This is a genomic window from Okeania sp. SIO2B3 (assembly GCF_010672525.1).
In the GTDB taxonomy this organism is placed as follows: Bacteria; Cyanobacteriota; Cyanobacteriia; order Cyanobacteriales; family Microcoleaceae; genus Okeania.
The window spans coordinates 15,586-37,046 of the sequence record NZ_JAAHGH010000077.1; the positions used below are offsets into that span (position 1 = coordinate 15,586).

Below are 21,461 nucleotides of genomic sequence, written 5' to 3' on the forward strand. Positions count from 1 at the left end.
AAATCATCTTACCAATTACTAACGCCATTTTTAGAGACTTTCTAATTTGACACACCTGGATCTATCTAGAAATTCTATGGAGCCACATTGTTGCAGTAGATTCGATCTCATTATTGCCCCAAGTATCATAAAAATTTAGAGCTTGGCGCAAAGAGTAGGCATTTCCAGCACAGGATATTAGTCTCCGACTGTATCGCTGATTTTCACCTTTGTTATCTTCTATGTATTGTGAATTATAACGATAGCCTTCGTAAAACCATTCTCCTGCTGGATCATTTACAAAAAAATTACCACTGTCATCGTAACCACGTATGACTAAAATATGACCAGGGGTTGTCCAAAAACCATGTAATATACAGATTTCTCCAGAATCTAGGGCGCTAGTAATATCTGAAAGACTTCCTGTCATTGTGAGATTATTTCTCAATCCTAAACCCTCTATTAACCTCCTAATTCCACCTGGAGTCGTATGTGATATTCCCAGTCTATCAAAACGTTGTTTAACATCATCTTCATACTGTGGCATAGGTCCTAAATCAGGAACCCCAAAGTATTTTAGACACATTGCAGTACTTGTAGCGCCACACGATCGCCAACCCTCAATATCGTTATTCTCTTGATTAAAATATGGAACGTCATAATTAATGCCCATAATTTACCTCCAATAAAGTCTAGTTACCAGTAACAGATATCTTTTATTGTTACCTAAGATATCCAAATATACAGCATATTCCAAGTATATCAGGACTTACGCAAATTTACTTTTAAACCACTATCTGTAGGGGTAAATAGTATTCTTTGTCGCTATATGTAAAGTCTCAGCGTAATTCCTGTAAATGAATGCAAGTGCGGGCGTCTTGGCCGCGAGGGGTGTAACTTCACGCTTGGTGGAATCCGCTGTAATTTTACGTCCCTGACATAATTGACATATTAATTTTGTGATCATTTCACGCAAATATACGCGAAATAGCAACAAAAACTAATAATATAGTAGCAAAAATTAATGATTTACAGCATATTTCGGGCAAATGATGTACAAGATGAATAATGAAAATATTTTAGTGCGGGCATCTTGCCAGCTTCGGGGTGTACCTCATAAATTTGTTTTCTCTGACACCCTATAACCTAAATCCTATTAAACAATTCTCCCATCTGTTTTAAATCTACATTTCCTCCACTAATAATTACCCCTACTCTCACACCAGAAACTTTAACAATACCTTCTAATAAAGCTGCTGCTGCCAATGTTCCTGTAGGTTCTATTACTAATTTCATTCTCTCCCACAAAAAATACATTGTTCTTAAAATTTCTTCCTCTGAAACTGTCACCATATCATCAACATAATTCAAAATTAATGGGAAATTTAACTTTCCTAAATAAGGTGTTCTAGCACCATCAGCAATAGTATTGGGATTAGATATAGTTTGTAGCGTTTTAGAGTAAAAAGACCGAGTTGCATCATCCGCATTTTTCGGTTCCACGCCAATAACTCGACAGTTTTGTAATAAATTTTTAGCAGCGATCGCGCAACCGGAAAGTAAACCTCCCCCACCACAACATACTAATAGTAAATCTAAATTTCCTACTTCTTCAATTAATTCTAAAGCCGTTGTACCTTGTCCGGCAATAATATCATAATTATCATAAGGAGGAATAATAACCGAACCTTTTTCTTGAGCAATTTTTTGAGCTAATTTTTCTCTATTTATTTCATTTACATCATAGAAAATTATCTCTGCTCCATAACCACGAGTAGCTGTTTTTTTTACTTGTGGAGCGTTGTCGGGCATAACTATAGTTGTGGGAATATTTAATAATTTTCCTGATAAGGCGATCGCTTGAGCATGATTTCCCGAAGAATAGGTTAATACCCCCGATTTTTTTTGAATTTCTGATAGTTGAGATAGAGCGTTGTAAGCTCCTCTAAATTTAAATGAACCTGTACGTTGAAAATTTTCACACTTGAAAAATACTTGACAGTTAGTTAGTTTATTTACAGTTGTTGAAGTTATTACAGGCGTGCGATGAGCTACCGAAGATAAACGATTAGCTGCTGTGGTAATATCATTGTAATTAACTACAAAATGATTGGCAGATTTTGAGGTATAAATAGACATATTTTTAGATAATATTCAACAATTAATAATTATCATTTATGTAAGCATTAAGCCATTAATTTTGGGGTCATATAACCTTTTTCTTTCGGTGGGGAATGCGGAAGAAAACATATTTCACTCCTTGGAGACTAATTCCTCCTTCGGTGCGATAATGAGCTAATAACTTATAGCTGACCGCTGAATGCTTACGATATAATTCCAAACTAATTAATCATAACTTGAAGTTATATTATATCGAGAGTTTGGGATTTTATTATTCAACCGAAATTCAAAATTTAATACCAATTTTTATGTATTAATTCTCTACTTAGGCAACACTTCAGTTATTAAGTAATTAACTTATGTGCATGGAATTTTTTTGCTAATTTCAACTAAGTTAATGTTACAGCGTATTTTATATTAGTGAGGTACACCAGTCGCGGGCAAGATGCCCGCACTACAAAAACTTTACGATTTATATTTGTACCTCATATACCTGCAATTTGCTGTAATTATTCTTATGTTTACCGAATAATTAATAATTAATAATTAATAATCAAATAATTATGGTTTAAAGCCTCCCCTTTTAAGGGGAAAAGAGAAATAATATTTCCTTATATTCAATTCCGTAACGGTTAAAACCCGAGGTAATTATCAATTATCAATTATCCATTATCCATTAATGAATTCTCCCCCACTCCCCTACTCAATAGCCAAGTTGAAAAATTTTTGAGAAATGATATAAGACTATTTTTGGTCTCCCAGACATTGAACTCGTGCTTGAGATAAAATTGGTCTAGGTTCAAATGATTCTAAACCACGGCCATCATAAATAGTGGCTCCATCAGGCATTTTTGCTCCTTCTAATATTACTCCTTCTGTTAAAGCACCCTCGAAAATAGCACCACTTAAATCAGTCTTGCTGAGGTCAGCACCTCTGAGGTCAACTCCACGGAGATTAGCATCCACTAAATTAGACCATTGGAGGTTAGTATTTTGCAGGTTAGCATCAGCTAAGTCAGCACAAGTAAAGTAAGAAGCACTAAAATTACTTTTGCTTAAGTCGGCATTTGTTAAGTTAGCTTGTCTAAGTTTTGCACCTCGTCGTCTGATATTACTAAGGTCAGCTCCACTGAGGTTGCATCCTTGACAAACTGCTGATGGGTTGTCTAAAAATTTTCGGATATCATTGACATTTTCTGCTAGAATTGGCGTAGTTAATCCGGCAATTATTAACAGGGTAATAGTAGTAATTTTTGGCAATTTCATAGTGGTTAATTTTTATCGATATTTACATCTATAATATTATATAGTGATGTGGTATTGGTAATACTGCACAATTGTTTTTATTAAAATTTTAAATGTCTGGATTTTTAATGACTTGCTACTCAATTTCTGTTCTACCAAAGTAAAAAAATGTTAATAAAACCTCAGCATTTCCTGCGGAATGCTGCGCAAACAGCAGTCAGCTATCAGCTATTCCTACGGAATGCTACGCAAACAGCTTTATTACCTTTAAAGGAGAAAAAAGCAATTTTATCAAAGCTTTAGAGTACGAATCTCTGGTTGAGAATGTAGTAGAAATTAAATGAATGCTTGCTTTATTCATTAGACATCTCCAATCATAACAAATCAAATCAATTATCGCACAGCAATTATCAATTCTTTCCCCCTACTCCCTACCTTTACTCCCTATGAATGGAGGAGATGTCTATTAAAAAGCTGTTTGCGCAGCATGACAAACGGAATAGCTGACCGCTAATATCTGTTTGCGCAGCAGTCCGCAGGAAATGCTTACAATAAAACTATAATTATGACAATTAATCAAGTTATTTTTGCTGTTAGTTAGTAGTTGAATTTTGAGGTGAATTTGAAAAATATGTTATCGAAATATTGTGGTTTAAAGCCTCCCTTTTTAAAGGGATAATAAATAAAATTTTTCCTGTTCGTCAATCCTATCCGTTTTCAAAAAGAGGTAATTATAAATTCGCGCATTCTAAATTATAAATTCTTGAAACGAGAGATTAATGATTTTATTTATATAAATATAATTTAGAGAAATTTTATCGATAAAATATTCAATTTGTGCCTCTTTTGCAGGGTAGGTTTTGCTGGGGCACAACTGTGTTAATACTGCGCGACATCAAAAGTATTCCGTAGGAAAAAGGCGGGAAAAATTTAAACATATCGGCCAATAAAATTTCTATCCACCGTAACCCATTGCAAATACTAATATTGGATATTCTAATATCATTTTAAAAATTATTTTCTCCATACCTTCTAGATAGTAAATTAATTGATCGATAAATTATTAAATGTCAATCGTGGTAAAATAGGAAAAAGTTAATCAAGAGGTAAATTATGGATGCTAAAGAAATTCTAGAAAAATATGAAGCAGGAGAAAGAGACTTCAAGTCAAAAAAACTCATGGGAATAGACCTTGAAGGAAAAGATTTAACTGGAGTAAATTTCCTTGGAACAGACTTATTAAAAGCAGATTTAAGTCAAACAAATCTAACAGAAGCTAAGTTAAACAATGCAAAGTTATCAGGAGCTGACCTCACTAAAGCAAATTTATATAAAGCAAATATTTCCTGTGCAAATTTGTCAGAGGCATACTTGGATAGAATAAATTTAAGCTATACTGAAGTTATACAAACAAACTTTAGCAATTCATCTTTAAAAAATGCAAATCTAGTCTATGTAAAAGGTGAAAATTCAAATTTTACTAGAGCAGAACTTCAAGAAGCAGACTTGAGTAAAGGAGATTTTCCAAATGCTAATTTTAGTCATACTAAATTTAGATAATGCAAATTTGAAAAAGTCAGACTTTACTAATACAAACTTTAATAAAGCTTCTTTGAGAGAAGCTAATTTAGAAAGGGCAAATTTACAAGGAGCAAACTTGATAGGAGCAGACTTAGAAGGAGCTAATCTTAGTAAAGCAAATTTATCTGGTGCTAAAACTTATGGATGGAAAATAAAAGATGCAGACTTTACTGATACCATAATGCCCAATGATGAAAAATTTACCAAAGCAGAAACACCAATTGATAACCAACAAAAAACAGAAACAATAACACCTACTACAACCCGCAAAATAATCAAAACCGACAAAGCACCAGAACCAGTTGGCCCATATAATCAAGCGATCGCTGCCACAGGTCAAATGATTTTCATATCCGGTCAAATAGCGATCGACACTAGAATCAATCAAATAGTCTACACCGACGACGTAACCAAACAAACAGAACAAGTAATGACAAACCTGGAAGCTATCCTCACCGCAGCAGGAGCTACTTGGTCAAATGTTGTCAAAACCACTGTTTTCCTCAAAGATATGAACGACTTTGTCACAGTTAACAGCGTCTACGCCAAATACTTCGACCCTGAAAACGCTCCCACTCGCGCTTGTGTAGAAGTTGCTCGTTTACCCAAAGATGTACTTGTAGAAATTGACTGTATTGCAGTAGTATAATAAACATCTCCAGAAAAGAGGGAGTAGGGACTAGGGGGAAATAATTGATAATTTATCTATGATAATTGATTTTATTTTTTCTTATTGGAGATGTCTGTTAAAGTCTGAACATAGCTAAATATAGGAATATTTGCGAGACACAAATAGTTATATCATGTCCGTTTAAAGCAATCTGGAAAAAACCGAACCTTTAGCTTCAACAGTAAATTTCTGTATTTTCCCTGCTTCCTACTTCCTTATTTATTCAGTATTTAACAGAACGGAATATTCTCTACTAGGTTAGTAAATAGACTGATAATAATCTTTAGACAGGGAAATGTTTTTCCTGATGTTCCCTATTCCATGCTATAGATAACGATTTAATGTTAATAATCGATCTTCATTTCGTAATATAAATAAGGCAATTATTGCTGCTAGTACAGGTACAGCAGCCCAAAATAAGTGATTTCCTGGTGCATAAGGATTAAATAATTGTTTGTAGGTAGAAAGTACAGAAACAAGGTGCATTCTTAACAACGCTCCATAGGAAAAAGTTTTGAATAATCCTACTAGAAAAATGAGAGTAATTAAAGTTTGAATAATTCCTATCCCTACAGACATAGAATTATAAATACTTAAGAAGTAAAATTTCTGAAATATTCTTTGAGTTACTTCAGGATAAATAATTTTTTCAATCGACCAAACTAAGAAGAATGCAGCAGTGCTAATTCTAATTAGCGCTCAACTAATTTGTAACTTTCCTTCGTTTAGCATCATTTATAGAAATTGCGATTTGAACAAGAAACAGAAGATCGGAACCTGCTATTCCATGATAAGTTTCAAAAGGTTGACATAGTTTAAAATCTTCTGTAAGTAGACTAATAACAGTGGGATAATTGCTTTATTATCTTCCTACTTTAAATTTCTCTAATTGGGCGTTGCTGATTCTGGGTATGATTTGATAATTTTGTATTTTGGATTTTGTATTTTGGATGCTTTGAACTACTTGTTAATATTAACTGTTCCCTATTCCCTATAAACCTACTGTCATTCCTTAATTCAGCAATGCCTCTAATTAAAACTGATTTATCAAAAGTATTTACAAATTGAATGTTTTTACTACCATAATAGTTTGAAACATCTATACTAAGTTAATGGTAATTTGATTATATTTTATGTTATTTTTGAACTCTAGAAAATATTAAGAATAATTACAGGACAGAAAATCATCTCTTTATTTGTGAGAAGCTGCTGGAAAAATCCGTTTTATTTATAGAGGCTCGATAAATATGTCCAATGAAGCTGAAGAGTTACTACAAAAAGCTCTAGAAGAAACAGAAGATGGCAATTTTGAGGAAGGACTTGCTGCTTTAGACAAAGCATTTGAACTAGAGCCAGACTACTTTAATCAATTTGTTCCAATTAATACTAGAGGTAGTGCCCTTTTAGGTTTAGAAAGATATGAAGAAGCTCTTGCTATGTATGAACAAGCATTGGAGCAACCAGAGGATTCTTTTGATACTTATACAGGGTTAAGAAATAAAGGATTAACTCTCAGTGCTTTAGAAAAATATGAAGCTGCAATTGAATGCCACAATCAAGCTCTTGAATGGTACGAGACATCTGTGAAAGAAGGTAAAGCTTTGAGAGATAGAGATGATTTAGCACCTCTTTGGGAAGATAAAGGATGGGCTTTGATAAATTTTGACGAATATGATGAAGCGATGATTTGCTTTGATAAAGCTATAGAATGTATACCAGATGATGGGTGGCTTTTATACAACAAAGTTTGCTGTTATGCTTTACAAAATAAGATTGACCAGGCTCTTAAAAGTTTGGAACAAGCTATTAATTTAGAACCGGAAGTAAAAGACTGGGTAAAAGAAGACCCAGATTGTGAAAATCTTTCTTTCGATCCACGATTTCAAGCATTAGTTTCTATTGCAATATGATTTGAGTTGTGAGATATTGAAAACTTTTAGGGAACAGGGAACAGAGAACAGAGAATAAGAAAAAAATGTATCATTATGAATATAATAATTGCTATATTCTATACTTTTAAGGAACATCTAAATTCTCACAACTGATTCCTGATTGCTATAGTTAAATTATATTCCTGAAAAAATTATTAATTAGGGCTTGCTGAAAAAGTCTGATGGTGACGATAGGGAACAGGGAACAGGGAACAGGGAACAGTTTAAACGATCTGCTACGGTCAAATTTTCGGTATTGTCAGGATCAAAACTTTACCATTTTGAGACAACAATAACCAAACACTAGGTACTTTTTCAGTTCTGAAAAAGGCACTTACCAATATCAGTCAATACTTTGAGATTTAATCAGCAAACCCTAATTAATATTTTTGTGGAGGGCGATCGCATACTCAAAATTAGCGGTCGCTCTTTTGGTATACCCATATCAAATAATTGTCAACCTTTTCTGTCCGTAATTAACAGAAATTAACCTAAAAATTAAGAATACTTAAATAAAACAAAATTTTATTGCTTTAGTGGCAAACTATAGCTGAAGTCAGAAGTTAAATTCTTGCTGTGACTAAATTTGATAGGTAAAAGACATCAAAATCTGAGAAAATCAAACTAACAAACAAATCCATAATTATTAACAACAAAACGGAGAAAATTTAGATGAAATTAGCCTACTGGATGTATGCAGGTCCTGCTCACATTGGCACATTGCGTGTTGCCAGTTCCTTCAAAAACGTTCACGCCATCATGCACGCTCCTCTCGGTGACGACTATTTCAATGTCATGCGCTCTATGTTAGAAAGAGAACGTAATTATACACCAGTCACCACCAGTGTAGTTGACCGTAATGTATTGGCGCGGGGTTCTCAAGAAAAAGTAGTAGATAATATCATCCGTAAAGATAACGAAGAAACTCCAGATTTAATTGTTCTTACTCCTACCTGTACCTCCAGCATTTTGCAAGAAGACCTAGAAAATTTTGTCGAACGCGCTCAAATAGATGCCAAAGGTGATGTAATGCTGGCAGATGTTAACCATTACCGCGTTAACGAACTCCAAGCAGCGGACAGCACTTTGCAGCAAATCGTTAAATATTATATTGAGAAGGCGAAAAAGAAAGGGGAACTTCCAGAAGGGAAAACTGAAAAACCTTCTGTTAATATCATTGGTGTTTCTACCCTGGGTTTCCATAACCAACATGACTGCACTGAATTAAAACGCTTAATGGCAGATTTAGGTATCGAAGTTAATGAAGTAATTCCCGAAAGTGCTTCGGTTCACAACTTAAAAAATCTACCTCGCGCTTGGTTTAATCTCACACCCTATCGCGAACTGGGGATAATGGCAGCCAAATATTTAGAGTCTGAGTTTGGAACTCCTTATATTGACATTACTCCTATGGGTGTAGTGGAAACTGCTCGTTGTATTCGTAAAATTCAGCAGGTAGTTAATGCTCAAGGTGCCAATGTTGACTATGAAGAATTTATTGATAATCAAACTTTGCACGTTTCTCAAGCAGCTTGGTTTTCTCGTTCCATTGACTGTCAAAATTTAACTGGTAAAAAAGTAGTGGTATTTGGGGATAATACTCATGCTGCTGCTCTGACAAAAATTTTGGCGCGGGAAATGGGTATTCATGTAGTTTGGGCAGGTACTTATTGTAAATATGATGCTGACTGGTTCCGGGAACAGGTAAGTGAATATTGCGATGAAGTTTTAATTACTGAAGATAATGGAGAGATTGGGGATGCGATCGCTCGTGTGGAACCTGCGGCAATTTTTGGCACACAAATGGAGCGTCATGTTGGTAAAAGGTTGAATATTCCTTGTGGTGTAATTGCGGCACCGATTCATATTCAGAATTTTCCCATTGGTTATAAACCATTTATGGGTTATGAGGGAACTAATCAAATTGCCGATTTGGTTTACAACTCCTTTACTTTAGGAATGGAAGATCATCTGTTAGAAATATTTGGCGGGCATGATACTAAGGAGGTTATTACTAAGAGTATTTCTGCTGATTCTGATTTGAATTGGACGAAGGAAGCAAAGGCAGAATTGAATAAAGTGCCTGGTTTTGTCCGGGGTAAGGTGAAGCGAAATACAGAAAAGTTTGCCAGAGAACGTGGTTTTGAGCAGATTTCTTTGGAAGTTATGTATGCTGCAAAAGAATCTGTTGGTGCTTAGTTGAAGTCAGAAGTCAGAAGTCAGAAGTTAGAAGTTAAATTTTTGCTATTACTAAGTTTGAAAATATTCTAGTAATAATAGCGACTGCTATAATTGTTGTTAATTTTAGGGTGGGTTTTCCCCACCTTTTTTTATGGAAATTTTTGATAATGATTTTATATGATGGAATTTGGTTTAACGTAATACGGTCTGATTTCTAGAGAAACTAAAGTTTTTAATATAGATAAGATTATGATCGCTCAACTGCAAGATATTATCCCTGCAATGACTGGCCTTTTTTTTGGATTAATAGTTTTAGCATATTTTGTGTTTAGAAAAAATTCGTTGGGGATGGTAATTTCTAGTATCTCTTGTATATTTTTAATGTTTATTTTTGAAATAATATTAGTAAATGTTGATAATATAAACAGGTTTCTTGAAACATATCAGAATATAATTAATTTTCCATTAGTAACTGCTTTAGCAACAGCAGGAGGTATATTTCTAGTTAATACTTTGCTTAGGTATTTAACTGATAGAAAAGAAAAAAGGGAATTTACTATACTATTTATAAAAGGTATAGAGTCTCATATCAATATTTTAGGACAAGTTTTTCCTGAAATTGATTTGCCTAGCATAAGAACAGAAGATCGCATAATCACAGAAGGTAGAGAATATATTGAAGTTTACAAATCAAATTTAATTGAGGATAAAAGTTATGATATTGCTTTTAACAAAATAGGTATCTTCAATGAAGATGAAATTGATTTAGTTTCATATTACAATGCACATCTCAAACAATCTCTATTATTTATAGATATTTTCTGTTGTACTATGAGTGAAGATACTGAAATATACCATAACAAGATGGGAAAAGTAAAGTTTAAAGATATTACAAAAACAGAAAATAGTAACTTAATGTTGTCTTTTACTAACATTCAAATACTTATACCTATTACAAAAATTTTAGGATACTTATGTCTTTATCAGTTATCTTTGAACTATTCACAACAATATTCTGCGTAAGCGATAACATTTTCTTTGCGGTAAATCGTATCTAGTAACAGCGATCGCTAAATAGATGCTCAATTTTCTGAGTTAATAGGCTGGACAAGTGACGATTTATAGACAACAAAAAATAGAACAGTACCCATAAACTGCTATTGAAATTCTCTATTTCCAGGCTGACTATCTAGCTAACTGGTTTTATTCTTTCCTTTGTTTTTAGAATTTTTCTTCTTACTTTTTGATTTCTTAGTTTTTGCACGCTGCTGAACTACTTCCGGTGGCGGACCATAATCTCCATTAACAAAATATTTTCGTTCTACTATATGTTCTGGATCTACTTCAATCCACAGACGAGCTCCCCCGGCTTGACTTTTGTTCGGGTTATGCGGTTCATAAACAATTTGGCAAGGTCCGTTAATTTTCAGGGCATGGCAATAAGCCTTTTTATCTCCGACTTTCACCGCAACCACTGGATGAGAAGTTCCATTGTCTCGGTTGTAGTCAATAGTCTTTCGCAGAACATGAACAATAGTCTTAGCTTTGCGTTGAAGTTTATTCCAACTACCTTCAGGACCACGACGACCTGGTGTAATCTCTGGCATTCCGCGATGGTTGAGAGGAATATGCCAAAATCTTTTGACTTTTCGAGCGCCGATAACACGACCTTTATTCAGCAAAAACCGCAATCTACCTGTTGAAATATTTAGTAGAAAAGCTGCTTGTGTAGTACTAACTAATGAGACAGTCATAACTATAACGTTAGGGTTTTAAATTATATATTGAAATTATAAAATACTTAGACTAGCTAATCTTGAATTTAGCAGAAAAATCAATGATTGGCAACAGGAATAGAAAAATTATTTCAACTTTCTCTATAATAAATAATTAAATTGATTCTTAAACACTCTAAACCATGAAAAGACTATTACAAAGATAACTAAATTTGACTCTATAGATATCAAGTTGCTTAAAATAAAGCTAAGTTTATTCGATCAAGATAATTTAGGCATCATCGAAAGTATCAAGGTAAAAATGCATATTAGTGAAGATATAATTTTATCTCTTTGTTGACTGATTACTAATAAAAAAATTGAGCTTAAGGTGATCGAATTATTCGTTATCAAATAAAATTATCTAGAAGAAAAATTGAAGTTTTAGGGTTTCTTACAACAAAGTGCCAAATTATTAAAATAGGATCGTCTTGATCAGTAAAATTTTGAATAGATAATGACACAGAGGCAAAGTGAAATTTTTATCGCTCTGTAATCTATATTTATCAATAATTTTTCATCATTATTTTTAGCTAGAAGTTCAATTAAATAAAGTATTTGTTTTCGCCAGTATAAGGTAGGCGAAATACTGATAAATTTGCTTGCAAAAGCTGGCTGTATCTGTCAACTTTGCTGTTCTCGAAACTCGTAAAAATCTTCTTGGTCGGTTATAGATTTTGCTAATTTCTGGTTAACAAAAATCCCTACGCTCTCTGATTAAGAGAACGCGGGAATTATTACTATCTCAATTAAAAAACTAAGCCAACCCTACCAACTTTGAACTTAATTCCCAAAGCTTAATCGCTTTATCATCATCACTCGCTTCATCAGAAACTTCTTGCACAAAAGATTGACGATCTTTCTTTTGGCGATTTCCCCAACTCCAATACATTCCAGACTCCTTATACTCAGGATCTTTAACTAAAGCAGCAACCCTTTCTCCTGCCAAATCTTGAGAAACATATCCCCCAGTAATATTTTTCTGGAATAGCGGGAAAATTTTCTGGAACAAAGGATAATGATTTCGGAATAGAGGCGTATCTGCCACACATCCAGGATATAGAGAACTAAAAACAATCCCCGTTGACTCGTGATAACGCCGATGTAACTCCCGCATTGTCAAGACATTACAGAGTTTACTATCTTTATAAGCCTTTCCAGACTTAAACTTTTTGCCATTAATCATAGAAATAGGAGCTTTGAAACCTGCTTCAAAACCCTGAAGATTTCCCAAATCTGGAGGTGCTGGAATTGGAATCTTTCCTCCCAACTCTTTCGGATTAGCTGTCACAGTTCCCAAAATTACCAATCTTTTATCCGCAGCAGGAGACTGTTTCAAATCCTCTAACATAATGTTACATAGGAGAAAATGTCCCAGATGATTTGTCGCCACACTCAACTCATACCCATCTGGACTACGCATCGGTTCTTTTAATAGAGGCAAATATACCGCAGCGTTGCAAACCAAAGCTTCTAAAGACCTACCACTTTCTCTGAAAGTATTCACAAACCGTCGTACACTATCTAGACTAGCCAAATCTAGGTGCATAACAGTGTAGCTATCTTTTGCCATACCTACTTCTTGGGCAACTTTTTCTGCTTTGGAGAGGTCTCGACAAGCCATCACTACATACCATTGACCTGTTTTCGCTAGAGCTTTCGCTGCGTGTAAACCCACCCCTGACGATGCACCCGTAATTACTACTGTTGATTTGTGATTTTGTTCCATTATCAATGAGATTTTGTAAAATGCGATTCACTAATCCCATGATTTTACCAGAAACCAGGGTCTACAGAAATTATCAATTCTTTCCCCCTACTCCCTCTTTTCCGGAGAGGTCTATTGAATCTAATTAAGGACCCAAACATAATATTACACAAAACACTACATAAGACTGATTTAAACTATCCTGGTACACTACATATAGTATTTGCAGCTCAAAAATCTTGAAGCTCTAAATATCTCTAGGACTTACGAAAATTGACTTTTTCACCACCATTTGTAGGGGCGAATACCATTCGCCCTAGCTATTATGTACAGTCTCTGCGTAAGTCTTGACCTCTATATAGATATAGATATAGATTTAGATATTTGTGAAAGGCTATGGTAATATAAACGTGCTATTTTCAATAAAATGTGCTTAAAAATACAGAAAAATTTGAAATACTAACTATAAAAATCTAATGAAACGAAGAAAACTTATTAACCATGTTGCAGGTGCTGCAAGTGTTGCAACTTTGGCAGCTTGTAGTCAAACCACTACTCAAACTACCTCTACCGACAATAGCTTACCCTCTATAAAATGGAGAATGACCACGAGTTGGCCTCGCTCCCTAGATACAATTTTTGGTGGGGCACAAACCCTGTGCGATCGCGTCGCAGCAATGACCAATGGCAAATTTGAAATTACACCCTATTCCGCAGGCGAGATAGTGGGAGGGTTAGAAGTTTTAGAGACTGTCCAACAAGGTACAGTACAATGTGGCCATACTGCTAGCTACTATTATGTTGGCAAAAATCCAGCCCTTGCATTTGGCACAACTGTTCCGTTTGGCTTAACTGCCCAACAACAAAATGCCTGGTATTATCATGGTGGAGGGCTAGAAATAATGCACAAGCTTTATTCTGACTTTAATATTATTAGTTTCCCCGCAGGTAATAGTGGAGTACAGATGGGGGGTTGGTTTAAGCGAGAGATTAATACTGTTAACGACCTGAAAGGTTTAACAATGCGTATCCCTGGTTTCGGTGGGGAGGTAATGAAAAAATTAGGAGTAAATACTCAAGTTATTCCTGGTGGTGAAATTTATCTGGCTTTAGAGCGGGGTGCTATTGATGCTGCTGAATGGGTAGGTCCTTATGATGACCAGAAATTAGGTTTGAATAATGCTGCGAAATACTATTATTATCCTGGTTGGTGGGAACCTGGTCCGACTTTTGAGGTGCAAGTTAATCTGGATGAATGGAATCAGTTGCCAAAAGAATATCAGGAAGCTTTTAAGACAGCTACATATCAAGCGAATATAAATATGTTAGCTAAATATGACGCTTTAAATGGGGCAGCACTAGCAGAATTAATTGCAAAGGGTACTGAGTTACGTCCTTACAGTCAAGAAATTTTACAAGCAGCACAAACAGCAGCTTTTGAATTTTATGAAGAGAAAGCTAGTCAGGATGCAACCTTTAAAGAAGTCTACGAACAGTGGAAAAAGTTCCGAGAACAGATTTATAAATGGAATGCTATTAATGAATTGAGTTTTGCTCAGTTTACGTTCAATAATTCACTAAAGTGAAGTCAGAATTCAGAAGTTAGAAGTTAGAATTACCACCACTGACTAAATTTGAGAGGAGCGAGAATGTCTTAACTACTCTAGCGATTGCTATAAATAAATATAGTTAGGGTTTGCTAATTAAATATCAAAGTATTGACTGATATTGGTTTGAGCAATTTTAGGTCTGGAAAAAGTACCAGCTTTTCGGTTATATAGAGTTGAAAAAATGAGTATTTTGGAGTACGCGAGGCAGACAAATCAAGAAACCATTATTTCAAGGACTTCCTCTATAACTCCCCTAAACTCCTGACTCTTAACTATTCCCTATTCCCTATTCCCTATTCCCTGCCTCAGCAAAAAGACTTTATGAGCGCAAACCCTAGTTAAGAAAGAATTGGCTCTTGACAATTACTGATGATGAATCTTAGACAACGGAAGTGTTTTTCCCACTGTTCCCTCCATACCTATTCCATGTTCCTTGCTATAAGACATAAATAAATAATGAAACGTCGAAACCTAATTAGTTATGCTACTGTTGCTGCTACAAGTGCAGTTGCTTTACCTGCATTGAGTCAAACCGAACCCCAACAAATAAAATGGAGAATGACGACGAGTTGGCCGAAATCTCTCGATACCTTGTTTGGTGGAGCGCAGAGGATTTGCGATCGCGTAGCAGCTTTGACCAATGGCAGATTTACTATTACTCCTTATCAAGCTGGTGAAATAGTCGGAGGATTGGAAGTTTTAGATGCTGTACAACAAGGCACCGTACAATGTGGTCATACAAGTAGTTTTTACTATAAAGGCAAAAATCCTGCCTTAGCATTTGCAACTACTGTTCCATTTGGTTTTACTACCCAACAACAGAATGCTTGGCTATATCATCGAGGGGGTCTAGAAGCAATGCAAAAAATTTATGCTGATTTTAATGCGATTAACTTCCCTGCAGGTGGCATAGGGGCACAAATGGGTGGTTGGTTTAGGCAAGAAATTAATAGTTTGGCTGACCTCAATGGTTTAAAAATGCGCATTCCTGGTTTGGGAGGAGATGTGATGAGTAAATTGGGAGTAAATGTGCAGGTGTTACCTGGTGGAGAAGTTTATTTAGCTTTAGAAAGAGGAGCTATAGATGCGGCTGAATTTACTGGGCCTTATGATGATGAGAAATTGGGTTTATATAAGGCTGCAAAATATTATTATTATCCTGGCTGGTGGGAACCTGGTCTGACTTTAGATGTATTAGTTAATTTGGATGTTTGGAATAAGTTACCAAAAGAATATCAGGAAATTTTTCAGACTGCTGCTTATGAAGTTAATTTGAATATGTTGGCTCAATATGATGTTTTGAATGGTAAAGCGTTGCCGAGATTGATTGAAAAAGGTGTCCAATTAAGGGCTTTTACCCCAGAAATTATGGAAGCTGCTCAGAAGGCTGCTTTTGAGATTTATGAGGAAAATGCTAGCAAAGATGGTAGTTTTAAGGAGGTTTATCAACAGTGGAAAAAATTTAGAGAGCAAGTTTTTAATTGGAATAAAGTTAATGAGTTGAGTTTTGCTCAATTTTCGTTCAATAATATCATGTCCGGTTGAACAGTTATAAATAAATGACGAAGGAGTCAGGAGTCAGGAGGGAAGAAAGAAGAAGAAATCAAAAAACTTTTGATTACGCTCTTATCCGGAGATCATTTCATTAATTGATAATGGATAATTGATAATTACCTCTGGTTAAAACCGTTACGGAATTGAATATAAGGAATATTTTCTTTTTTTTTCCCCTTAAAAGGGGAGGCTTCAAGGCGCGAATTATTTAATTATTAATTATTAATTATTAATTATTAATTATTAATTATTAATTATTCGGTAACTCCCTAAAGTGAAGTTAGAAGTCAGAAGTTATAAGTAAAATTTTTGCGGTGACTAAATTTGAGAGGAGCGAGAATGTCTTAACCGCTCTAGTGGTTGCTATAAACAAATAACACATAAAATAGATAAATAATGAAACGTCGAAACCTAATTAGTTATACTACTGTTGCTGCTACAAGTGCTATTGCTTTACCTGCATTGAGTCAAACTGAACCACAACATATAAAATGGAGAATGACAACGAGTTGGCCAAAATCTCTTGAGACTTTGTTTGGTGGAGTGCAGAAGATTTGCGATCGCGTAGCAGCTTTGACCAATGGCAGATTTACTATTACTCCTTATCAAGCGGGTGAAATAGTCGGAGGGTTGGAAGTTTTGGATGCTGTGCAACAGGGAACTGTACAGTGTGGTCATACTCCTAGTTATTACTATAAAGGTAAAAATCCTGCTCTGGTGTTTGCTACTTCTGTTCCTTTTGGCTTTACTGCTCAACAACAAAATGCTTGGCTATATCATGGTGGGGGTCTAGAAGCTATCCAAAATGTTTATGCTCAGTTTAATATTATCAACTTTCCTGCTGGTAATACTGGAGCGCAAATGGGTGGTTGGTTTAGGGGAGAGATTAATACTTTAGCCGATCTTAATGGTTTAAAAATGCGTATTCCTGGTTTAGGGGGCGATGTGATGAGTAAGTTGGGAGTAAATGTACAGGTGCTACCTGGTGGGGAAGTTTATTTAGCTTTAGAAAGAGGAGCTATTGATGCGGCTGAATTTAGCGGACCTTATGATGATGAAAAGTTGGGTTTATATAGAGCAGCAAAATATTATTATTATCCTGGCTGGTGGGAACCTGGTCCAACTTTAGATTTATTGGTTAATTTGGATGCTTGGAAAAACTTACCAAGGGAATATCAGGAAATTTTTCAGACTGCTGCTTATGAGGCTAATTTGAATATGTTAGCTCAATATGATGCTTTGAATCGTGAGGCTTTAGCTAGATTGATTGAAAAAAGTGTTCAGTTGAGAGCTTTTAGTCCAGAAATTATGCAAGCTGCTCAGAAGGCTGCTTTTGAATTTTATGAGGAAAGTGCTAGTCAAGATGGGAGTTTTAAGGAAGTTTATCAGCAGTGGAAAAAATTTAGAGAGCAAGTTTTTAATTGGAATAAAGTTAATGAGTTGAGTTTTTCTAAGTTTTCTTTTCTTGATAGCAAGTAAAATTCAGTTCGCTAATGGGTAATGGCTAATGTCAAGGGTGATAAATATTTGCTACAAATAGTTAGACTTTTTATAGGACCCAGGTAGAGGATCTGTGAGTTTGGCAACATACAGGTAGGGGAGCCGTCGGATTGGCGACGTACAGAATCAATAGCTTTTATATCATTTATTAGATCGGAACTTATCTTTTGAGTCAAAGGGACATCTTCTATCGTGGGACTCGTTGGCTAGTAAAAATCTGTCTAAAAGCAGGTATACCTAGCCTTTCAAGTTCATACAACATGATGTAAAACACCGAGAGGTAATAAATTACCATTAGATGGAGACTGGACTTATTGGAGTAGCAGAGTCAGCAAACATCCAGGCCTAAGGAAAGAAGTTTCAACGTTGTTATATAGCAATTCCCAAAAAGCGTGAGGTACAAAAGACAGGAGACAGGAGACAGGAGACAGGAGACAGGAGGGAAGAGGCAAGATGTGGGGAGAAATAATACAAAAAATTCAACACTCCTTCAGATAATTTTTCCTCAAAATTGATGCGCTAAAAGACTTGACTACCATAATTATATAGCTATCAAATAGGTTGTATAGAATAATATTTTAATTAGAGTTTACTGTAGATTAAGACAGACGAGTTAATAAATTTCATAATTCTGTGCAGCCTCACATAAAATTGCTATAAGCTAAGAAGTATTGAGATTTTATATTCCCTGTTTACTCTTCCCTATTCCCTAAAAATATAGGATATCTCACAACTAAAATAAAACTGCTATATATAGTTTAAATCCTGAATAGCTTACTAATACTAACTGAAATCAGTCCATTTTTGAGGTAGATTTTGCTCTGGAAATACTAATTTTGCCTGTAGATAATGTTCAAAAGATTTAATTAGATTATGGGTAGAATTTCCATAACAGCGAGTTTGATAAATTACAGCTAGATTGTTATTAACTATTGCCCATTCATAGGGGAAATCATTCAAATTAAATACTTCCAAAGCTAACTCGCAGCAAGCTAAAGCAATTTCTAAGTTAACATCAGAGTCTCCATCTGGTACTGCCCAAATAATCCGACCAAAGTTTACTAATGCGCTAGCAATTGTAGTTGCTCTATTTTGACAAATGTGAGGAAAAACTTGCTTCGCCCATTTGCGTAAAATGTATATTAAATGAGGTTCTAATAAATCAATATTTTCTACAATTAGAGGGTAAATTTTTTGAGGGTTACCTTCAGTTTCCAAAGTTATTTGCAACGCTTCTAGCACAAATGGCAAAGTTTCATTGATAGGGATAGTTAAATCAGGAATGACAATTTTAGCTTCTAACCAAGCAGCAAAATTCTGATAATATGGCAGATTTTCATCTAAAACTATGTAGATAGGAAAATATGGTGGCATGAATTGATCTTTACTTAATTTTGCTTCTATTGGCTGTGGTTGAAAGTTAATCATTTTTAATGTTTTTGTGCCTCTATTGTGAGCCTAATTACATTCTATTTTCCCATTCTAGAGAGTGGCTTTCCGGATCGTATTCAATTATTTTTATAGATTTACTAGAATTATAATCGCGAATCTAGAGTAGTTAATTATTCTGATATAATTTAGTTGAGATTGTTATAGTTATGTGGTGAAATAATATGACAAATCTGGTTTTAATTATTAAGTTGATAGAGACTCTCTCAATTTTATAAAAATTTCTATAGCTACACTGCAATATGGAAGTATAGTTAATACTCTTTGATCGAATTTTTCACATTAGCGACTATAAGTGATAATTCCTCTTTATATAATAACCCTTATTCTCCAGTCAAAACCTCTTCATAAATATTAGCCATTGTGAAAGTTAATCCCACTGACTTCAACTTTAAACAATCTTCCTTTCCTAAACTTTCTCTAAACCAACAACCAACTTCTGATGGACGATAAATTTCTACCTTCATTTCTGTTTGAGAAACCAATATATACTCTTGCAAACTTGCTCAACTTTGGTAATTTAGGCGTTTTTATCGCCGATTTACTTCTTTGGTGGAAGAGGAGAGCATTGACTTAATTAACGAATAACGATATAATAAGTATCTAAACATACCATTTAGATAGGCTGCCCTCAATCTCCATGAAATCCATCAGAACCAAACTCAAATTAAATAATCAACAAAAAACGGGCGATGGCACAACACGCAGGTTATAGTAGATGGTGCTACAACTGGGGTTTAAGTTTATGGAATGCAGCTTACACAGATGGCCATAAACCAAACGCCCGTAAGCTCAGAGAGGTTTTTACCAATCACACAAAACCACTTTATCCTTGGATGAAAAACTTATCGTCTAAAGTTTATCAATATGCTTTTATTAACTTGGGTGAAGCATTTAAAAGGTTTTTCAAGGGTTAGGTAAATACCCAAGATTTAAGAAGAAAGGTAAGTCTGATTCATTCACAATTGATAATTCTGGAAAGCCAATAGAATTAAACGGATGGAATCATAAATTACCTTTTATTGGTTAGGTCAAAACTTATGAACCGATTGAAGCAACAACTCAAAAAATAACTATTAGTAGACAAGCAGGTGAATGGTATTTAAGTTGCAGCTATGAATTTACTCCGACTTCAACACCAAAAACTACAGAAGTTGTAGGTGTAGATTTAGGAATTAAGACACTAGCAACGATGGAGATCAAATTATTAGTAAAACATACATGGTTCGATTTTGTTGGTGAAAATACGCTTATTAAGACATTATTTAGCAAGGTTACATCGTCAAACTCTTTGCTATTCTAAGTCTGAAGAAATGCTCAAATATTCTATTCAATTATTAATTCACGCTTCTAAAATTTAGAGATGTGCCAACTCCAAACTTCAAATAATATAAATTATTTTATAGTGAGCGCGATCGCTCTTTTCCCAAATCATACCTTAATTCAGCAACGCCAGTAAAAAATATCCGAACTATTCAGAAATAGCGATCTTAACTTTCATCTCTGCAATAAATGTTTTATATCCACTTCCGTGTAAATTCAAACGTAAAAAACTAGCTATATTTAATGCAATACGATTATACTCTTCGTTGCCACCAGACATAGGGAAAATTTCACCGTCGAAATATTCATGGCAAATGGGATTGGTTTTTTCCCTTTCAAAATAGTCTGTAGTAGAAATAAATGCTGTAGCTAATTTCATAATTATTAGTTTTTCAATGTGCTGTAGATTAATATAATTAAGATCAGCAAAATATCTCTGTAAATTTTGCTTCCTCTGCTAGAAAATATCTCAACAGTTGATTTCATCAAGTGTATAATTAGGGCTTGCTGATTAAATCTAAAAGTATTGACAGATAAAGGTAAGTGCCTTTTTGGGATCGAAAAAAGTGCGCCTGTTTCAGCTCTTCACGCTCATGCATGGAGCGTATTTTAGGCGCATAGTTGGGCAGAACAATCTTGGGACAAAACGCCCGCTCCTAACTCCTCGCTCATTCCCTTTTCTCCTGTCTTCCCCTCCCCCTTTCCAAGCTATCCATTACCCACATCTTTCTTAACATAAGGTTTGACAAAATCTAGGGATTGTGTATTCTCATTTATAAAAACTCAGAGTTTAACCAAAAGTCAGTCAATGGAACAGTGGATCACAGCAGAACT

At 34.8% G+C, this 21,461-nt stretch carries 17 protein-coding genes and 2 pseudogenes; 10 read left to right on the forward strand and 9 right to left on the reverse strand.

The window, feature by feature from the left end; all coding sequences use genetic code 11:
- Positions 1 to 61: 61 nt before the first annotated feature.
- The 3 genes from F6K15_RS28805 to F6K15_RS28815 form a co-directional block, all read right to left on the reverse strand.
- Positions 62 to 652 carry a C39 family peptidase gene (locus F6K15_RS28805; RefSeq protein WP_293067760.1) on the reverse strand — a complete coding sequence of 197 codons (591 nt, stop codon included), beginning with the start codon at positions 650 to 652 and terminating at the stop codon, positions 62 to 64.
- 473 nt (positions 653 to 1,125) lie between these two features.
- The gene (locus tag F6K15_RS28810) at positions 1,126 to 2,118 is read right to left on the reverse strand and encodes a threo-3-hydroxy-L-aspartate ammonia-lyase (protein ID WP_293067763.1); all 993 of its coding nucleotides are present in this window, start codon (positions 2,116 to 2,118) and stop codon (positions 1,126 to 1,128) included.
- A gap of 726 nt (positions 2,119 to 2,844) precedes the next feature.
- A complete protein-coding gene (locus F6K15_RS28815) occupies positions 2,845 to 3,366 on the reverse strand; it encodes a pentapeptide repeat-containing protein (RefSeq protein ID WP_293067766.1) in 522 nt (173 codons plus the stop codon).
- Positions 3,367 to 4,458: 1,092 nt separating this feature from the next.
- On the opposite strand from F6K15_RS28815, the gene F6K15_RS28820 reads away from it, so the two are divergent.
- Complete coding sequence (locus F6K15_RS28820; protein ID WP_293067769.1) at positions 4,459 to 4,905, forward strand: pentapeptide repeat-containing protein; 447 nt, start codon at positions 4,459 to 4,461, stop codon at positions 4,903 to 4,905.
- A complete protein-coding gene (locus F6K15_RS28825) occupies positions 4,874 to 5,575 on the forward strand; it encodes a Rid family detoxifying hydrolase (RefSeq protein WP_293067772.1) in 702 nt (233 codons plus the stop codon). Before F6K15_RS28820 ends, F6K15_RS28825 begins: the two co-directional genes overlap by 32 nt.
- Before the next feature lie 345 nt (positions 5,576 to 5,920).
- Here the strand turns inward: F6K15_RS28825 and F6K15_RS28830 are convergent, their stop codons facing one another.
- Positions 5,921 to 6,175, reverse strand: a complete 255-nt coding sequence (locus tag F6K15_RS28830; RefSeq protein ID WP_293067775.1) for a hypothetical protein — start codon at positions 6,173 to 6,175, stop codon at positions 5,921 to 5,923.
- A gap of 668 nt (positions 6,176 to 6,843) precedes the next feature.
- Between F6K15_RS28830 and F6K15_RS28835 the strand changes: the two genes are divergently transcribed.
- From F6K15_RS28835 to F6K15_RS28845, 3 genes are all read left to right on the forward strand, one after another.
- The gene (locus F6K15_RS28835) at positions 6,844 to 7,506 is read left to right on the forward strand and encodes a tetratricopeptide repeat protein (RefSeq protein WP_293067776.1); all 663 of its coding nucleotides are present in this window, start codon (positions 6,844 to 6,846) and stop codon (positions 7,504 to 7,506) included.
- A 693-nt stretch (positions 7,507 to 8,199) separates the two neighbouring features.
- A complete protein-coding gene (bchB, locus tag F6K15_RS28840) occupies positions 8,200 to 9,726 on the forward strand; it encodes a ferredoxin:protochlorophyllide reductase (ATP-dependent) subunit B (RefSeq protein ID WP_293067779.1) in 1,527 nt (508 codons plus the stop codon).
- Between the two features lie 231 nt (positions 9,727 to 9,957).
- Complete coding sequence (locus F6K15_RS28845; protein WP_293067782.1) at positions 9,958 to 10,731, forward strand: hypothetical protein; 774 nt, start codon at positions 9,958 to 9,960, stop codon at positions 10,729 to 10,731.
- Between the two features lie 170 nt (positions 10,732 to 10,901).
- Here the strand turns inward: F6K15_RS28845 and F6K15_RS28850 are convergent, their stop codons facing one another.
- Entirely contained in the window at positions 10,902 to 11,462 is a 561-nt protein-coding gene (locus F6K15_RS28850) for a DNA-binding protein (RefSeq protein WP_293067785.1), read from the reverse strand.
- Positions 11,463 to 12,240: 778 nt separating this feature from the next.
- Positions 12,241 to 13,212: a protochlorophyllide reductase gene (locus F6K15_RS28855; RefSeq protein ID WP_293067787.1), complete on the reverse strand. Its 972-nt coding sequence runs from the start codon at positions 13,210 to 13,212 to the stop codon at positions 12,241 to 12,243.
- 455 nt (positions 13,213 to 13,667) lie between these two features.
- Here F6K15_RS28855 and F6K15_RS28860 point away from each other — a divergent pair, with 455 nt between their 5' ends.
- The 3 genes from F6K15_RS28860 (at position 13,668) to F6K15_RS28870 (ending at position 17,834) form a co-directional block, all read left to right on the forward strand.
- On the forward strand, positions 13,668 to 14,777 hold the full coding sequence (locus F6K15_RS28860) for a TRAP transporter substrate-binding protein (RefSeq protein ID WP_293067790.1): 1,110 nt from the start codon (positions 13,668 to 13,670) through the stop codon (positions 14,775 to 14,777).
- A 480-nt stretch (positions 14,778 to 15,257) separates the two neighbouring features.
- Positions 15,258 to 16,346: a TRAP transporter substrate-binding protein gene (locus F6K15_RS28865; protein WP_293067792.1), complete on the forward strand. Its 1,089-nt coding sequence runs from the start codon at positions 15,258 to 15,260 to the stop codon at positions 16,344 to 16,346.
- A gap of 405 nt (positions 16,347 to 16,751) precedes the next feature.
- Complete coding sequence (locus F6K15_RS28870; protein ID WP_293067794.1) at positions 16,752 to 17,834, forward strand: TRAP transporter substrate-binding protein; 1,083 nt, start codon at positions 16,752 to 16,754, stop codon at positions 17,832 to 17,834.
- 804 nt (positions 17,835 to 18,638) lie between these two features.
- On the opposite strand, the gene F6K15_RS28875 is transcribed toward F6K15_RS28870, so the two are convergent.
- Both F6K15_RS28875 and F6K15_RS28880 read right to left on the reverse strand, forming a co-directional pair.
- Positions 18,639 to 19,283 carry a hypothetical protein gene (locus F6K15_RS28875; protein WP_293067796.1) on the reverse strand — a complete coding sequence of 215 codons (645 nt, stop codon included), beginning with the start codon at positions 19,281 to 19,283 and terminating at the stop codon, positions 18,639 to 18,641.
- A 344-nt stretch (positions 19,284 to 19,627) separates the two neighbouring features.
- The gene (locus F6K15_RS28880; RefSeq protein ID WP_293067797.1) at positions 19,628 to 19,804 is read right to left on the reverse strand and encodes a Uma2 family endonuclease; all 177 of its coding nucleotides are present in this window, start codon (positions 19,802 to 19,804) and stop codon (positions 19,628 to 19,630) included.
- Between the two features lie 134 nt (positions 19,805 to 19,938).
- Here F6K15_RS28880 and F6K15_RS28885 point away from each other — a divergent pair.
- Positions 19,939 to 20,496: pseudogene (locus tag F6K15_RS28885) on the forward strand (RNA-guided endonuclease InsQ/TnpB family protein); the annotation flags it as partial.
- A 58-nt stretch (positions 20,497 to 20,554) separates the two neighbouring features.
- A pseudogene (locus F6K15_RS39130) lies at positions 20,555 to 20,665 on the forward strand (IS1 family transposase); the annotation flags it as partial.
- 110 nt (positions 20,666 to 20,775) lie between these two features.
- Here the strand turns inward: F6K15_RS39130 and F6K15_RS28895 are convergent.
- Positions 20,776 to 21,006, reverse strand: coding sequence for a Uma2 family endonuclease (locus tag F6K15_RS28895; protein ID WP_293067800.1), 231 nt, complete (start codon positions 21,004 to 21,006; stop codon positions 20,776 to 20,778).
- Between the last annotated feature and the right edge of the window lie 455 nt (positions 21,007 to 21,461).

Excerpts from the sequence above, each read along its gene's own strand:
- F6K15_RS28835 (WP_293067776.1), top strand. The coding sequence starts at position 6,844 with ATGTCCAATGAAGCTGAAGAGTTACTACAAAAAGCTCTAGAAGAAACA.
- F6K15_RS28865 (WP_293067792.1), top strand. The coding sequence starts at position 15,258 with ATGAAACGTCGAAACCTAATTAGTTATGCTACTGTTGCTGCTACAAGT.
- F6K15_RS28820 (WP_293067769.1), top strand. The coding sequence starts at position 4,459 with ATGGATGCTAAAGAAATTCTAGAAAAATATGAAGCAGGAGAAAGAGAC.
- F6K15_RS28895 (WP_293067800.1), bottom strand. The coding sequence starts at position 21,006 with ATGAAATTAGCTACAGCATTTATTTCTACTACAGACTATTTTGAAAGG.
- F6K15_RS28855 (WP_293067787.1), bottom strand. The coding sequence starts at position 13,212 with ATGGAACAAAATCACAAATCAACAGTAGTAATTACGGGTGCATCGTCA.
- F6K15_RS28860 (WP_293067790.1), top strand. The coding sequence starts at position 13,668 with ATGAAACGAAGAAAACTTATTAACCATGTTGCAGGTGCTGCAAGTGTT.
- F6K15_RS28875 (WP_293067796.1), bottom strand. The coding sequence starts at position 19,283 with ATGATTAACTTTCAACCACAGCCAATAGAAGCAAAATTAAGTAAAGAT.
- bchB (WP_293067779.1), top strand. The coding sequence starts at position 8,200 with ATGAAATTAGCCTACTGGATGTATGCAGGTCCTGCTCACATTGGCACA.
- F6K15_RS28805 (WP_293067760.1), bottom strand. The coding sequence starts at position 652 with ATGGGCATTAATTATGACGTTCCATATTTTAATCAAGAGAATAACGAT.
- F6K15_RS28850 (WP_293067785.1), bottom strand. The coding sequence starts at position 11,462 with ATGACTGTCTCATTAGTTAGTACTACACAAGCAGCTTTTCTACTAAAT.
- F6K15_RS28830 (WP_293067775.1), bottom strand. The coding sequence starts at position 6,175 with ATGTCTGTAGGGATAGGAATTATTCAAACTTTAATTACTCTCATTTTT.
- F6K15_RS28825 (WP_293067772.1), top strand. The coding sequence starts at position 4,874 with ATGCTAATTTTAGTCATACTAAATTTAGATAATGCAAATTTGAAAAAG.
- F6K15_RS28870 (WP_293067794.1), top strand. The coding sequence starts at position 16,752 with ATGAAACGTCGAAACCTAATTAGTTATACTACTGTTGCTGCTACAAGT.
- F6K15_RS28815 (WP_293067766.1), bottom strand. The coding sequence starts at position 3,366 with ATGAAATTGCCAAAAATTACTACTATTACCCTGTTAATAATTGCCGGA.
- F6K15_RS28810 (WP_293067763.1), bottom strand. The coding sequence starts at position 2,118 with ATGTCTATTTATACCTCAAAATCTGCCAATCATTTTGTAGTTAATTAC.
- F6K15_RS28845 (WP_293067782.1), top strand. The coding sequence starts at position 9,958 with ATGATCGCTCAACTGCAAGATATTATCCCTGCAATGACTGGCCTTTTT.